Origin of the sequence: Citrobacter sp. Ct235 (genome assembly GCF_030332305.1) — a bacterium.
GTDB lineage: Bacteria > Pseudomonadota > Gammaproteobacteria > Enterobacterales > Enterobacteriaceae > Citrobacter_A > Citrobacter_A telavivensis.
On record NZ_JAOWIC010000043.1, the window covers coordinates 37,342 to 52,476 of the forward strand.

General features: G+C 51.5%; 12 protein-coding genes, 1 other RNA gene and 1 pseudogene. 11 read left to right on the top strand and 3 right to left on the bottom strand.

What is annotated here, in order from left to right; translation table 11 throughout:
* The first annotated feature begins 84 nt into the window (after positions 1-84).
* The 9 genes and pseudogenes from OGY35_RS09305 (at position 85) to OGY35_RS09345 (ending at position 10,020) form a co-directional block, all read left to right on the top strand.
* Positions 85-1,491, top strand: a complete 1,407-nt coding sequence (locus tag OGY35_RS09305) for a TolC family outer membrane protein (RefSeq protein WP_286632115.1) — start codon at positions 85-87, stop codon at positions 1,489-1,491.
* Complete coding sequence (locus OGY35_RS09310) at positions 1,488-3,674, top strand: type I secretion system permease/ATPase (RefSeq protein WP_286632116.1); 2,187 nt, start codon at positions 1,488-1,490, stop codon at positions 3,672-3,674. Before OGY35_RS09305 ends, OGY35_RS09310 begins: the two co-directional genes overlap by 4 nt.
* A complete protein-coding gene (locus OGY35_RS09315) occupies positions 3,655-4,845 on the top strand; it encodes a beta-barrel domain-containing protein (protein ID WP_286632117.1) in 1,191 nt (396 codons plus the stop codon). The genes OGY35_RS09310 and OGY35_RS09315 overlap by 20 nt, the downstream gene beginning before the upstream one ends.
* A 61-nt stretch (positions 4,846-4,906) precedes the next feature.
* Positions 4,907-5,269: a transfer-messenger RNA gene (gene ssrA, locus OGY35_RS09320) on the top strand.
* A 204-nt stretch (positions 5,270-5,473) separates the two neighbouring features.
* Positions 5,474-6,718: an integrase gene (locus OGY35_RS09325; protein WP_286632118.1), complete on the top strand. Its 1,245-nt coding sequence runs from the start codon at positions 5,474-5,476 to the stop codon at positions 6,716-6,718.
* Positions 6,719-6,960: 242 nt separating this feature from the next.
* Entirely contained in the window at positions 6,961-7,713 is a 753-nt protein-coding gene (locus OGY35_RS09330) for a KilA-N domain-containing protein (RefSeq protein WP_286632120.1), read from the top strand.
* A 647-nt stretch (positions 7,714-8,360) separates the two neighbouring features.
* Entirely contained in the window at positions 8,361-8,906 is a 546-nt protein-coding gene (locus tag OGY35_RS09335; protein WP_286632122.1) for a hypothetical protein, read from the top strand.
* Positions 8,907-9,213: 307 nt separating this feature from the next.
* A pseudogene (locus tag OGY35_RS09340) lies at positions 9,214-9,354 on the top strand (integrase arm-type DNA-binding domain-containing protein); the annotation flags it as partial.
* Between the two features lie 435 nt (positions 9,355-9,789).
* Positions 9,790-10,020: a lysozyme family protein gene (locus OGY35_RS09345; protein ID WP_152402648.1), complete on the top strand. Its 231-nt coding sequence runs from the start codon at positions 9,790-9,792 to the stop codon at positions 10,018-10,020.
* Between the two features lie 91 nt (positions 10,021-10,111).
* On the opposite strand, the gene OGY35_RS09350 is transcribed toward OGY35_RS09345, so the two are convergent.
* Positions 10,112-10,465, bottom strand: coding sequence for an ester cyclase (locus OGY35_RS09350; protein ID WP_152402646.1), 354 nt, complete (start codon positions 10,463-10,465; stop codon positions 10,112-10,114).
* 342 nt (positions 10,466-10,807) lie between these two features.
* Positions 10,808-11,077 (bottom strand): helix-turn-helix domain-containing protein, encoded by a 270-nt coding sequence (locus tag OGY35_RS09355; protein WP_286632321.1) that lies wholly within the window; start codon positions 11,075-11,077, stop codon positions 10,808-10,810.
* Between the two features lie 501 nt (positions 11,078-11,578).
* Between OGY35_RS09355 and OGY35_RS09360 the strand changes: the two genes are divergently transcribed.
* On the top strand, positions 11,579-12,805 hold the full coding sequence (locus OGY35_RS09360; RefSeq protein ID WP_286632123.1) for a trans-sulfuration enzyme family protein: 1,227 nt from the start codon (positions 11,579-11,581) through the stop codon (positions 12,803-12,805).
* Positions 12,802-14,241 carry a Na+/H+ antiporter NhaC gene (gene nhaC / locus OGY35_RS09365; RefSeq protein WP_286632124.1) on the top strand — a complete coding sequence of 480 codons (1,440 nt, stop codon included), beginning with the start codon at positions 12,802-12,804 and terminating at the stop codon, positions 14,239-14,241. Before OGY35_RS09360 ends, nhaC begins: the two co-directional genes overlap by 4 nt.
* Before the next feature lie 142 nt (positions 14,242-14,383).
* On the opposite strand, the gene OGY35_RS09370 is transcribed toward nhaC, so the two are convergent.
* Complete coding sequence (locus OGY35_RS09370) at positions 14,384-15,121, bottom strand: helix-turn-helix transcriptional regulator (protein WP_286632125.1); 738 nt, start codon at positions 15,119-15,121, stop codon at positions 14,384-14,386.
* Positions 15,122-15,135: the final 14 nt, after the last annotated feature.

A 15,135-nucleotide genomic window follows, 5' to 3' on the forward strand; every position in this document is an offset into this window, starting at 1 on the left:
TAAAGGTCACCAGAACGACCACACAACGACCCCGGGCGCACGTTCGCCCGGGGCAAAAAAACAACGTTCAATTAGGGAAGAAAGATGGGAAAACGACCGCTTACATTCTGGTGGCTGGTGGGAAACCTGTGCGCGGCCCCGGCTATCGCGGCTGGAGAGACGCCCCGCATCGCCCCGCAACAGTGGGTTGAGCAACAGGAACTCCCCGCGCTTGATGGCCCGATGCCGCTGAGCGGCGACAGCGCCGCTCCCGGTGAACTGAGCCTCTCTCAGGCGGTCAATCGCGCCGTCACCTGGCATCCGTCGATCGCGGAAGTGGTCGGCAAACTGTACGCCCAAATCCAACAGGTCGATGTCGCGAAAGCCAAATACTACCCGCAGGTTAACGCCGGGATGAACAACGGTTATACCAACAGCTATTCCGACAGCGGATTTAGCCCATCGCTGGTGCTGTCACTGTCGCAAATGCTCTATGACTTCGGCAAAGTCGCAAGCCAGGTACGGGCAGAAAACGCCGGCGTGGCGCAGGAACAGGCCAATGTGCTGCTCAGCATTGATACGGTTAGTCATGAAACGGCAACCGCCATTGTGCAGGTGCAGACCTGGCAACAGATGGTGGCGGTGGCAAAGGAGCAACTGGATGCCCTGAGCGCCATTGGCAGGCTGGCGAATCAGCGCAACGATGAAGGGGCCAGCTCGCTTTCGGACGTGGTGCAGACCGATGCGCGTATCGAAGGCGCACGCTCCCAGCTCGTGCAATATCAGGCCAACCTTGAAAGCTCGCAGTCGACGCTCATGACCTGGCTGGGCTGGAAAAACCTCAATACCATCAGTAACGACTTCCCGCCAAAGCTGAGTCGCAGTTGCGAACTGGCAAAGCCAGACGACAAGCTGGTGCCTTCCGTGCTCGCCGCCTGGGCGCAGGCTAATATCGCCCAGGCCAATCTCGACTACGCTAACGCGCAAATGACGCCAACGGTTTCGCTGGAACCAGAGGTGCGTCGCTATCTCAACGATAATTACGCCGGGCATGAGTCCGTTGACCGTACCCAGTATTCGGCGTGGGTCAAAGTGGAGATGCCCATTTATCAGGGCGGCGGCTTAACCGCCCGTCGCAACGCCGCCAGCCACGCGGTGGAATCCGCCCAGTCGGCAATCCAGCGTACCCGGCTGGACGTGCGCAAGAAGCTGCTTGCCGATCGCAGTGAAGCGATGAATCTCGTGACCTCCTTGCAGATCCAAAAGCGCCAGGAAGCGTTGAGCGAGCGGACGCGCGAGCTGTATCAGCAGCAGTATCTCGACCTCGGCTCCCGACCGCTGCTCGACGTGCTCAACGCCGAGCAGGAGGTCTACCAGGCGCGCTTCGCACAGTTACAGACGGAGAGTCAGTTGCATCAACTGCAGCTTAACTGCCTGTATAACACCGGTCAGATGCGCCAGGCCTTTGGTCTGGAAAACCGCACGATCCAGTCAGTGGAGATCCAGCCATGACCCACGCCGACATTCCAGGCGACGAGCGCATTACCGCGCCAGCGCTGGCCAACTGGGCGCGGGCGATGAGCCATATCGCCAGCCATTATCGTATCGCCTGTTCTCCCGGCGCGTTACAGGCAAGCGCCCCCTGGTTCAAAGATAAACCGATGCCGCAGGCGCTCAGCCAACTGGCCCGCCAGGCCGGACTCTCATTTCAGCCGCTGGCCCCCACGGAACAATCGCTCACCCGCTGGCGTCTGCCAGTGGTGATCCAACTCCAGGACGGTGAACTGGTGCTGGTTGAACAGTTCGATGGCGAAGACCAGCTTGACGTCTGTTTCATCAACGGCGAACTACAGCGCAACCGAATATCCCTGCGCGAACTGCTGCCGACGGTTCGTTTCATCATCGCCTTACGCCCGCTTTCCGCCGTGAAAGACCGCCGGGTGGACGCCTACATCTCACGTTTCAAACCCGACTGGCTAAAAAGTCTGGTGCTGAAAGATCTTCGCCCTTACGGCCCGGTGATGCTGGCGGCGCTGCTGATTAACATCCTGTCGCTTTCCGGGATCATTTTCTCGATGCAGGTGTACGACCGGGTGATCCCCGCGCAGTCATGGCCGTCGCTGTACGTTCTCGCCGCTGGCGTATTGATCGCCATGCTGTTCGGTTTTCTGCTGCGACTCGCCCGCGGTCACGTCATGGATCTGTTGGGTAAACGCGCCGATATGCGGGTGTCGGATCGCGTGTTCAGCCACGCGCTGCGCCTGCGCAACAGTGCGATCCCGCGCTCCACCGGCAGCTTTATTTCGCAGCTACGCGAGCTGGAGCAGATCCGTGAGATGGTCACCTCCTCGACCATCTCCACGATTGTGGATCTGCCCTTCTTTTTCCTGTTCATCGTGGTGCTGGCGATCATCGCCCCGCCGCTGGCCTGGATCGCTCCGGCCGCCGCGCTGCTGATGATCCTTCCCGGTCTGCTGCTGCAAAAAAAGCTCGCGGCGCTGGCGAATCAGTCGGCGCACGAGGCCACGCTGCGCAATGCCGTGCTGGTCGAAAGCGTTCAGGGGCTGGAGGACATCAAGCTGATGCAGGCGGAGAACCGGTTTCTGCAACAGTGGAACAGTTATATCCGCATCACCGCCGAGTCGGGACTGCGCACCCGCGAGCTGTCGCAGGGGTTGATCAACTGGGGAGTGACCGTCCAGGGACTGGTTTATGCCGCGATGGTGATGTTTGGCGCCCCGCTGGTGATTGAAGGCACCCTGACCACCGGTTCGGTGGTTGCCGCCTCGATGCTCGGTTCGAGAATGATCGCACCGATGGGCAATCTGTGCGGCGTACTGGCGCGCTGGCAGCAGGTGAAAGCCGCCAAAAAGGGGCTGGACAGCATTATGGAACTCCCCACCGAGACCCAGCGCGATGAAACGCTGGTGCATCAGGAGATCTTTCACGGTCACTATCTGTTTGAGAACGCGCAGTTTCGCTATCACAGTGAAGATCAGCGGGTGCCACTGCGCATTAACCGGCTGGAGATTGCCGCCGGCGAACGCATCGCGGTGCTCGGGCGCAACGGCGCGGGCAAATCAACGCTGTTACAGGCGCTGGCAGGCGGTGTGGAACTGGTCGAAGGCGACGCCCGTCTTGATAACCTCAGCCTGACGCACATCGATATGGCCGATTTACGCCGCAATGTCGGTCTCCTCAGCCAGAACGCGCGCCTGTTTTTCGGTACGCTGCGCGAGAACCTGACGCTGGGCGCCCCGCATGCCAGCGACGACGAGATTTTTACCGTACTGGAGATTTGCGGCGCGGCCAACTTCGTGAAACGGCTGCCGAAAGGTCTCGACCACCCGATTATGGAAGGCGGCAACGGGCTATCCGGCGGTCAGCGGCAGTCCATCATGCTCGCCCGCATGCTGTTGCGCGCGCCCAATATCGTCCTGCTTGATGAGCCCACTGCCTCGCTGGATGAGCATTCCGAACGTGAGTTTATTCAGCGGCTGGGACAGTGGCTTGGCAATCGCACTCTGGTGGTTGCCACCCACCGCGTACCGGTACTTGAGCTGGTCGAACGGGTGGTGGTGCTCAAAGAGGGGCAACTGGTGATGGACGCGCCGAAAGCGCAGGCGCTGGGGCAAAGTCGAATGGCCGCGCAGGCCAACACGCGGGAGTGGAAAAATGAAAACCAGTCAGCCTGACGCAACGCCGGACGCACTCGACGACAGCCGCGAGCGCGAATTTTCGGGTGCCAGCCGCATCATCTGGCTCACCGGGATCTTGTGCCTGATCCTCGCGCTGTGGGCGTGGTTCGGCATTCTTGATGAGGTTTCGACCGGTACCGGTAAGGTGATCCCCAGTTCGCGTGAGCAGGTATTACAGTCGCTCGACGGAGGAATTCTCGCCGAGCTGATGGTGCATGAAGGCGATCAGGTACAGGCGGGACAAGTGCTGGCGAGGATGGACCCCACGCGCTCGGAGTCTAACGTTGGCGAAAGCGCCGCCCGCTATCGCGCGTCGCTGGCCTCCAGTCAACGCCTGACGGCGGAGGTGAGCGATAAGCCGCTGGTCTTTTCTGACGAGCTGAACGGCTGGCCGGATCTGCTCGCCTCGGAAACGCGGCTCTATACCAGTCGCCGCGCGCAACTCGCTGATGCGCAGTCTGAGCTCAAAGAGGCGCTGACGCTGGTGAATAAAGAGCTGGCGATCACCGAGCGACTGGCAAAAAGCGGGGCTGCCAGCCACGTCGAGGTATTGCGTTTGCAGCGGCAAAAAAGCGACATCGGCCTGAAGCTCACAGATTTGCGCTCGCAATACTACGTCCAGGCGCGCGAGGCGTTGTCCAAAGCCAACGCCGAAGTGGCAATGCTGTCCGCCATCATTAAGGGACGCGAAGATTCGGTGACCCGCCTGACCATTCGCTCTCCGGTTCGCGGTATTGTGAAGAACATTCAGGTCACGACCATCGGCGGCGTAATCCCGCCAAACGGCGAAATGATGGAGATTGTGCCGGTTGACGATCATCTGCTGATTGAGACGCGCCTGTCTCCGCGCGATATCGCCTTTATCCATCCCGGTCAGCGCGCGCTGGTCAAAATCACCGCCTACGATTACGCCATTTACGGTGGCCTTGAAGGCGTGGTTGAAACCATCTCGCCGGACACCATTCAGGACAAAGTAAAACCAGAAATCTTCTACTACCGCGTCTTCATCCGTACCCATCAGGACTATTTACAAAATAAGCTGGGACGCCGCTTTTCTATCGTACCGGGCATGATTGCGACAGTGGATATAAAAACAGGTGAAAAAACCATCGTCGACTATTTAATCAAACCATTCAATCGGGCGCGAGAAGCGCTGCGCGAGCGGTAAATCCTTGAGGATTGGGCTGGAAAGGGCTGTCACAAGTCTGTTATACTTGTCTTAACACATTGGGGCTGATTCTGGATTCGACGGGATTTGCGAAACCCAAGGTGCATGCCGAGGGGCGGTTGGCCTCGTAAAAAGCCGCAAAAAATAGTCGCAAACGACGAAAACTACGCTTTAGCAGCTTAATAACCTGCTCTGAGCCCTCTCTCCCTAGCTTCCGCTCTTAAGACGGGGATCAAAGAGAGGTCAAACCCAAAAGAGATCGCGTGGAGGCCCTGCCTGGGGTTGAAGCGTTAAAACTAATCAGGCTAGTCTGGTAGTGGCGTGTCAATCCGCAGGTGCCAGGCGAATGTAAAGACTGACTAAGCATGTAGTACCGAGGATGTAGGAATTTCGGACGCGGGTTCAACTCCCGCCAGCTCCACCAAAATTCTCCATCGGTGATTACCAGAGTCATCCGATGAAGTCCTAAGAGCCCGCACGGCGCAAGCCCTGCGGGCTTTTTTGTGTCTGTAATTTGTCCCGCGAAGTCCGAAGAGAACTCATTAAATCCGAACCTTTTAGGCACCTTGTTAGGCACCTCATAAAGCTTTATTGTTTTTGAGGTGCCTAAAACTATGGAAACCCGGCAATGGCAAGACAAACCAAACCTCTCTCAGTTAAAGAAATCGAATCTGCCAAACCCAAGGAAGCGGACTACGTTCTCTATGATGGCGATGGCATTGAGCTACTGATCAAATCCAGCGGGAGTAAAATCTGGCAGTTTCGCTACATTCGACCTGTTACCAAGAAACGTGCGAAGAAGAGCATAGGCACCTACCCGTCAGTTACCCTTGCCGATGCCAGAAACTACCGGGCAGAGTCACGCTCTCTCCTGGCGAAACAAATCGATCCTCAGGAGCATCAGCAAGAACAACTTCGCAGTTCGCTGGAAGCCAAAACCAATACTTTCCAGCTCGTAGCTGAACGTTGGTGGAATGTGAAGAAAGCTAGTGTGACAGAGGACTATGCGGAAGATATCTGGCGCTCTCTTGAAAGAGATGTCTTTCCTGCAATTGGCGACGTTAGCGTTACAGATATAAAAGCTCACACACTGGTTCAGGCCGTCCAACCGGTTCAGGCCAGAGGAGCACTGGAAACCGTTCGTCGCCTGTGCCAACGCATTAATGAGGTCATGATCTATGCCCAGAACACAGGGCTGATTGATGCTGTTCCCAGCGTTAATATCGGTAAAGCCTTCGAGAAGCCTCAGAAAAAGAACATGCCCAGCATTCGACCGGATCAGTTACCTCAACTGATGCAGACAATGCGAACAGCCAGCATTAGCCTTTCAACACGATGCCTGTTCATGTGGCAACTTCTTACTATCACCCGCCCAGCCGAAGCGGCTGAGGCTCGCTGGGATGAAGTTGATCTGGAAGCGCGAGAATGGAAAATTCCCGCATCACGAATGAAAATGAACCGTGACCATACTGTCCCATTGTCAGATGAGGCAATAGCAGTGCTGGAGATGATGAAGCCGTTAAGTAGAAATCGAGAATTTATCTTTCCCAGCCGCATCAAGCCAAACCAGCCGATGAACAGTCAGACCGTAAACGCATCGCTAAAACGCGCAGGTTTTGGTGGGGTGCTCGTTTCACACGGTTTGCGTTCTATCGCCAGTACAGCCCTTAACGAACAGGGTTTTCCACCTGACGTCATTGAAGCAGCACTTGCCCATGTGGATAAGAATGAGGTTCGACGTGCGTATAACCGCAGTGATTATCTTGAGCAGCGACGACCTATGATGCAGTGGTGGGCTGATTTTGTCATGGTGGCGGAGCGTGGAAGTACAATTGAGGTAGGAACAAAAGGAATGCGTTTAGTGGGGAGTTAAATCCAGGCCAGACTTTTACTCTGAACTTGTTAACACACTATATTTCATTCCGGTAATTGCCAGAGGTGGGTGTTTTAAATCTCTATGCAGGTGGCCAAATTCAGTAGACCACTTCAGTTACCCAAGGCAAAGAGGAAGGTGACATATTGAGATTAAATACATCGCACTCTCTTGAAAAGGCTAGCCATTGCCCATATTGCTGATTTGGGTGCCCTTGCCCTACACATAAAAGAGATAAAAGCATGGCTGAACAATTTGAATTAATACCTCGCGTTGAGGAAGGTTCGATTATTCCCCAACGTATGAGTGATGGCTACATCAACGCGACAGCTTTATGCCAATCGGTCGGCAAAACGTTTTCAGGCTATAAATCAACCAAGTTGGCATCGGACTTTATTGCCGAAATGACCAACCAAACTGGGCTATCTGAAGCACAACTGATTCATTCAATCGTAGGGGGTAACCCGAAGCTACAAGGGACATGGGTACATCCTCAGCTAGCTATTAACTTAGCTCAGTGGCTTTCACCGAAATTTGCAGTAAAAGTAGCCCAATGGGTTTACGAGTGGTCACAAGGCCAAGTCAAATTTGCAACGCCTTCTCATCTCGAACGCTACACTCGCAACAGGCACAAAATCCCACACACACATTTTTCAATGCTGAATGAGATTACACTCAGCCTGATTGCCCCTCTAGAAATTGCAGGGTACACCCTCCCAGATAAGATGATCCCTGACATATCTGAAGGTCGTATGTTCTGCGATTGGCTCCGAAAAAACCGTGGTATTGAGCCGAAAGAATTCGACACCTATAAGCATGAATACATTGATGGTCGAGTTGTGGATGCAAAGCTCTATCCCATCGAGCTTTACGGCGATTTCAGACGTCATTTTCATGAAATCTGGCTGCCGCAAAGAGCACCTGATTACTTCAAGCAAAGAGATACAACAGCCTTAGAGTATCTTGAGGTTCTTCTGCTGCCTGCACCGCGTTAACACCTGCGGAAAAGCATCACCCGCTTCAGTGCGTTATGGTACTAAATAGTGGTGCATTCGGAATCGAAGCTAAAAGGTAACTTATTGTTATTAATTGATTTAATTGTCGTGTCAATGAATCCTTGTTTCGCTTCTATCCCAATAGCTATCTCTACGAATTCAGCTTCCAGTTAGGGAGTTGAATTCGCAATAGCCGATGCTGTATATCAAAAAGTGGGGCAGATCACATTCCGTAAGAAAAGAGAAGAAAGTAGGCTCAATCCTCCTTGAATGAACAAAAACCATACTCATATCAAGAGTACTTTCCATACATTCATGAGGTATCCATGGCGACCTGCCAAGCACCACACCGCTACGACACAATGTTTACCGCCCTTCCTGAGGATCAGAGCTACCCGTTCCGCCATAAATGTGCCGGGTGTGCGTACGAGTTGGGATTTCAGGCCGGAGCGTCAAACCAAGAGCCTAGTGCAGCTACAGCTATTGACTCAATCTTAAAAAGCCAAGCGGCTGAAGTACGTCATAGAAGCCCACGGGTAGCCTACTACCAAGGATACACCGACGGTCTAAACGAGTATTACATCCTAAACCCCCGTGGGTAGCCATCCACACTCTGTAATTTTCATTGATTTCGCAAGGAATTCTAAATGATCATCTACGCTTCTGAATTTAATGAAATACCTAGTGCTTTAAGCAACAACGTTGAACTCAAAGACAAAATGTTAGCCCTCATTGCCAGTAAAAAGATTGCAGGAAAAGCGACTGAGGGGGCAGGACGAGTAGAAGAGTTCAGAGCAATTTTATCTCAGCTCACAAGAGGCGAATTACGCTTAGATGATGCTATTCGAGCTGTTGAGGCTAATCTTCCACGCTATACATCAATCCATTCAGGGGATAATCGCGTCTTTGCGAGTGGCTGGGCAGAACGTTTGACAAGAACACAATTCAGTCGATTCTATAACCAAGCAGTTTTAGAAATCGAGACAGCAAAGGGGCACAACGAATGCTTCGTTCCGCCATCTTCCCAAGAACAAGCATCATCTCAGTGCTCACAAGTTCTTGCTGGTCGTTCTCATGACGTCAGCCACTTACTTAGATTACTAGTTACTTCTTATGAGGATGGCAACTGGGACAAAACGCCTAAGATCCCCGATCATCCTCATTGCACCCACGTGATTAAACCAATGTCTTGATTTCTATATTACGCTTGTGACATAGTGATGTGACATTGATTTCCGCTACATTGCTCAAAGAATCAGACAGTTAGTATTTGGTGTCGCTTCAAGCCAGCCCACCAAAATTCTCCATCGGTGATTACCAGAGTCATCCGATGAAGTCCTAAGAGCCCGCACGGCGCAAGCCCTGCGGGCTTTTTTGTGCCTTCAATTTGTCCTGGAAAATCCGAAGACAACTTATTCAATCCGAAACTTTTAGGCCCATTGATAGGCCCAACGAAAAGTTCTATTGTTTTCGTTGGGCCTAAACGCATGGAGACTCCCCATGGCAAGAAAAACCAAGCCGTTAACCGATACGGAAATCAAAGCTGCCAAACCTAAAGATGCCGATTACCAGCTGTATGATGGTGACGGGCTTACTCTGTTAATCAAATCCAGCGGCAGTAAGCTCTGGCAGTTCCGTTACCGCAACTGATGCAGGCGATGCGAACTACCAGCATTAATCTGTCAACCAGGTGCCTGTTTAATGTGGCAGCTTCTCACTTTGGTGCAATACCCAATAGTGCATTCACAATCGTGATCATTAGCTTAATCATTTGTTGTTTCTCCTGAATATAGTACTGATAAATTTCAGTAGTAATCCAGGATAATCATATCTATTCATATCGTTTCCTTACTTCGTTGTTTAATATACATCCATGACATAACCATACTGATTTACCTTTAATGAACTTGTATTCAGCATGTAGATGTACCAAATCCAGTACATCACCATCCAGTTCCCATTGAACGATTTCTTTATATTCAAATGTTGGCTTATTGATGAATGAATACCCCATGAAATAACTACATTCATCCTTGTACCCGCTCTTTCTGAATTCCCTTGCTAGATTTCTATAAGATGAATATTGCCCTTCCCACTGACTGGACTGATTTTATGATCCTCATGATATTTCAATTAGGTATCACCAAAGCAAAGCAGTTCAAGAAAGTGATTGCGGCATTGAAAAAGAATAACTGGAAAGAAGCAATCGTTCAGGTACGTGACTCTAACTGGGACAGACAAACACCAAAGCGTGTTAATGATATGATCAGTACCTTAACCAATGGCTATGTTTTAATACCATGTTGATATTATAACCATTTTAAGGGAAGTTATTATACTTCCCTTGATGCACATTTTAAGAAATTTGCAAGCTATTCATATAAGATACATATTCATTTTATTCAATAGGCAAATTGTGCTGTTTTAGGAAAGTTAGTTTATCCCAGTAGCCTCTTTGAAATAAAATTTTATTGTTTACTATGTGAAAAAAACCGCAACCTCTCAAACCTAATGGGTCACGCCACTCTAAAATTGCCCATTGTCCATCTTCGAAAATGTTTTCAACGATACAAACCATGTCCGGGAAAGAAAAATCTTGTTCAAACATTTTCTTTATAGCCTCTTTCCCAATAACGGGCTCATTGGCAACCTGATGGTTTATTGCATTATCATCATATAGTTCTGAAATAATTTCTATATCTGCATTATTAAATGCGTCAACCCATTGGCAAACTATTTCCTTTGGCTTCATGTAATTTTCCTCCAAACCTGTAAATATTCCCTTTGCTGTAACATGGCATCAAAAACTTGTCAAGTTCAACATTAATTTAAAACAGAGCCTAACCAATTAGTGATCGGTGAAGGGAACCCATACGAATTCCCTTTTTTTAAGCTGTCTTGATTTTTTTAACTGAATCGCATAGAGATGACTCATTACAGGAAAAAAAGGATGTTACCAGCGACCTCTGACAAAGCCAAAAACCAGGCAAGTCGCTCTGGACAATATTTATCAGGTCCTGTCGCACTTCGTGCCTGCAATCAGAAAAGCGACGCAGGGCAAACCCGTCGACACTACGCTGCCCCCTGCAATCACCTACTCCACTGTTCGGTGGTGTATCTTCTTGTACCGATGGTACCGTAAAATCAACTCAGCCAGGTCATCTTCCACCGCATAAAAATAGGCCTCCGGCACATCGAGCACCGCCGCTATCTTGCGCACCAGCCGAAAATCGGGCGCATGAACTTCGTTCTCATATGAACTTATACGAGCACTTGCCGACTCTTCATCCAGCCCGGCGCGCACGCCGAGCTCTGCTTGTTTCAGGCCTGCATTAATTCTGGCAATTTTTAATCGCTTACCCATCACAGCGTTGACCCAGCCTCTGTTCAGAAACCAGAATTATCGCTCTCCCTGTCGGGTCAATCTTCAAGTTTAACCATACTAATTCAATGGATACTTGAATTTATATGAACTCAGTAACAGTTTTTAAGAACCAAACACCCCATCATGATGCGGCCAAACCGGCATCGTAACGCCGGGGCATTACGCCCCGCGCCGTGCGTGACAGAACGCATTACCGCGCCCCCACCGACATGGAGAGTTGTTTATGCCTGTTGAATTACATTTGCCCGTCACTCAGACGGCAGCAGGAGGGCATCCGCTGAAAATCGCGCCTGCTACCTGTCTTATACATTTCACCCTCACCGTAAAAACCGGGCCGCCACGCCCCGCGCGCAAAAGCCAATAACGGTTTAAGCGTTTCACCGTTTCATTACGTTCCAAAAATTAACAGGTTCAACGATGCCTGCGGCCCCTCCTTCGCGTCGTCCAGCCTGCCATACATCACACATAAGGGAATTAACGATGGAAATCAGTAAAATGTTTCTCAAAAACGATGATGTTATCACTGACGATAATCTGGCCTGTTCCGGGCTGGATGAGCCGCATGAACGCTATTTTGGTGCAGTCAGTGCGCCAATTATCCAGACCAGCCTGTTTGTACAGAAAAACTACCAGGCCTACTGCGATGATATGCAGCATGAAGCCGAGCGCTATATTTATTCGCGCGGGTTAAATCCGACGGTACAGATGGTGGAGGATAAGCTGGCAAAGCTCGAACGCGGCGAGACCTGCCGCTGCTTTGCTTCGGGAATGGGCGCCATCAGCGCGGTGTTGATGGCGAACCTCAACAGCGCTGATCACATCATTCTGGTCAACAACGTCTACGGTCCGGCTCAGGCATTAGTCCGGCAGATGGCGGAAAAATTCGGCGTGAAATACGATATTGTGCTGGATGGTACGCTGGAGAGTATCGCCCGCAAAATCACCCCCGCCACCCGGATGATTTACACCGAATCGCCCGGCACCATGACGATGAACATTGTCGACCTGAAGGCCATCGCCGCGCTTGCCAGGGCGCATAATATCACCACCGTTATCGATAACACCTGGGCCACGCCACTGTTCCAGAAGCCATTGACGCTCGGCTTCGATATCGTCATTCACTCCTGCACCAAATATCTCGGCGGTCACAGCGATTTAATTGCCGGCGCGGTGATTACCTCCCACGAACGTATGACCGCGATCCGTGACTTCTCCCACCAGTTGCTGGGCGCGGTATTGTCGCCGTTCGCCGCCTGGTTGTTGTTACGTGGGCTGCGCACGCTGCCGGTGCGGATGCCTCGCCACCAGGACAATACGCTACAGGTGATTGAGTACCTGAAAACCCGCCCCGAAGTGGAAAATATCCGCCACCCCAGCATGGCAACCCCGGAGCAGCAGTTCATTATCCGCCAGCAGATGTACGGTTTCTCCGGTCTCTTCGCCTTTGAAATTCGCGGCGGGAATTTCGAAACGGTGAAACGGTTTATCGACGCCTGCCGGATGTTTAAGGTCGGCTGTAGCTGGGGTGGGTACGAAAGTTTGATTATCTCCCCCAACCGGGGCTACAACGAGCCAGCGCTCGCTGCCGACAACATCGCCTCCGGCCTGATACGTCTGTCTATAGGCCAGGAAAGCCCGGCACTGCTGATTGCCGACCTGGACGCCGCCTTCGCCGCCATCGCGGATATGCCTAAAGGAGAGGAATGATGGATGCCAGGAAAGTACCGTCATTCAGCTCCGCTCTCTGCCTGTTGGCGGTGATATTTTTTATCTTTGCCACCGGTATCGGCCTGCTGAATTATCCGGTCGAATTCACGTTACTTTGCATCACTATCGTTACCTGCTTCTACGCCCGTTACTACGGCGGAAGCTGGGCAGACGTGATGAAATCGCTGGTCGGGAAAATCAAGGATGCGGTGCCTGCGATCCTGATCTTGTTGTCCATCGGAATGCTGATTGGTTGCTGGATGGTTTCCGGCACCATTCCACTGATGGTTTATTACGGGCTGGCCGCCATCAATCCGGCATACCTGTACCTGACAGCATTTCTGGTTACCGTCTGCATCTCCACGTTTACCGGCACCTCATGGGGGACGGCGGGCACCATCGGCGTGGCGCTAATGGCTGTCGCCTCGGCGATGGATGTATCACTGCCGGTGACCGCTGGAGCGGTGATATCGGGGGCCTATTTCGGCGACAAGCTCTCGCCGCTCTCCGACACCACCAACATGGCCGCCATTGCTGCCGGGGCCGACCTGTACCAGAGCATCCGCAATATGCTCTATACCGCGCTGCCGGCTTTTGCGGTTGCCTGCTGCGGATTTTACGCCCTGGGCAGTCACCTTCACGGCGGCACCGGCGAACAGATGGCGGCAATTGCGGTAATGAAATCAGCGTTGTCGCAGTTGTTCTGGCTGAACCCGCTGCTGCTTTGTCCTGCGTTGCTGGTGTTTGTCGGGGCTATCAAAAAATGGGATTCGGTGATTGTGCTGGTTGCTTCGGCGCTGTCCGGCATCGTGCTGGCGGTGCTGTTTCAGGAGATCGCGCTCACCGACATTATCGGTGCGGCCATCAACGGTTTTAAATCGGACATGCTGCCCGGTCTGCACGGGATGGCGCTGGATGAGGCGACGGGGCGCAACATCAACGTACTGCTCAACCGGGGCGGCATGTACTCGATGACCGGTCCGATAGTGGTGATGCTGTGCGCGTTTATGTTCGCCTCGGCGCTGGACGTGTCGGGGGCGCTGGCAGTCATTCTCAAAAGCCTGGTGAAAAAGCTTAATACCATCACCCGCACCCTCCTCGCGACCATGCTGACCAGTTCTATCCTGGTAGCCTGCACCGGCAATGCGGTAATCAGCTTCTTTATCGTCAAGAGCATGTATGACCCCTGCTATAAGGAGAAAAACCTCCATATGGTCAACATGTCACGCGCCATGGAGTCCGGAGCCACGCTGCTGGAAGGGCTGTTTCCGTGGACGATATCGGGGATGTTTATGGCGAAAACCCTCGGCGTGGCGACGATGGATTACGCGCCGTATGTGCTGTTTAACCTGTCTTGCCTGATGATAGCCATCATATTTGCCATCATTCCTCGCTGGACGAGTTTTGGCACACGGTATGTGGTGACACCGGTATAACTAACACACGGCCTGTACATCAGGCCGTTGCCATCGACCTCTGACAAAGCAAAAACCTGCCGTCTCACTCGCCCCGTTTTGGTTGACCGCGACAATCCTGTAAATAACGAAACTCAGGTAACGGCAACACTGATTGCAGATTTTACACCATCAGAAGGACGTCATCGGAACAGTGCATACCGGCTAATTCAGGCAGAAACCGTTTATCAAATACGTTAGCGTTCGTTTGGGCGAAGGTATTCACCTGGGGAAAGAGAGGAATATTCATTTCTGAACGCGCCAGATAGTAAGATAGCATGTGCATAGATTCAGGATATTCATCCTGTATGAATTTCATTAAAAAACGTTGATAATGTGCAAATTCGAAAACCTTGCTGACATTTAATTTAGTTAAGGAATTATAGTAATGCAGATAGACCGTTTTCGTTTTCATACCTAATATAGTAGCGATTAGTTTAAAGCTGAATCCAAGACAGACCAGATACATTATGCTGGCTTGCCTGTCAGTTAACTTTGGCACAGAAAACGCGTAGCGCACGTTATCAGTCTGCACAATCTTTAAAATCGAGATCAAATAATCGATAACATATTTTGCTGAATAGGTTATATTGCAGGATGGATACCTGGATAGGCAACTTATGATGTTATGATTACCTTTTAATACGACCACGGGTATATCAGGGTATTGATGGCTCAACAGGTACAGAGTGTTCATATTAGTTTTAGCCACCGCTGGCGTACTGAAGTCCAGCAGAACAGTCGTTGGTAACTCTTCCTGAAAGAAGTCGCTTAAATCGCTAGTATCAGGGGATACTATCAACCTTTTGCAATCACCCAGTGAACGTAAAGCAAAGTGTAAATAAACATTCTCAGTAAACAAAAAATAACACATTA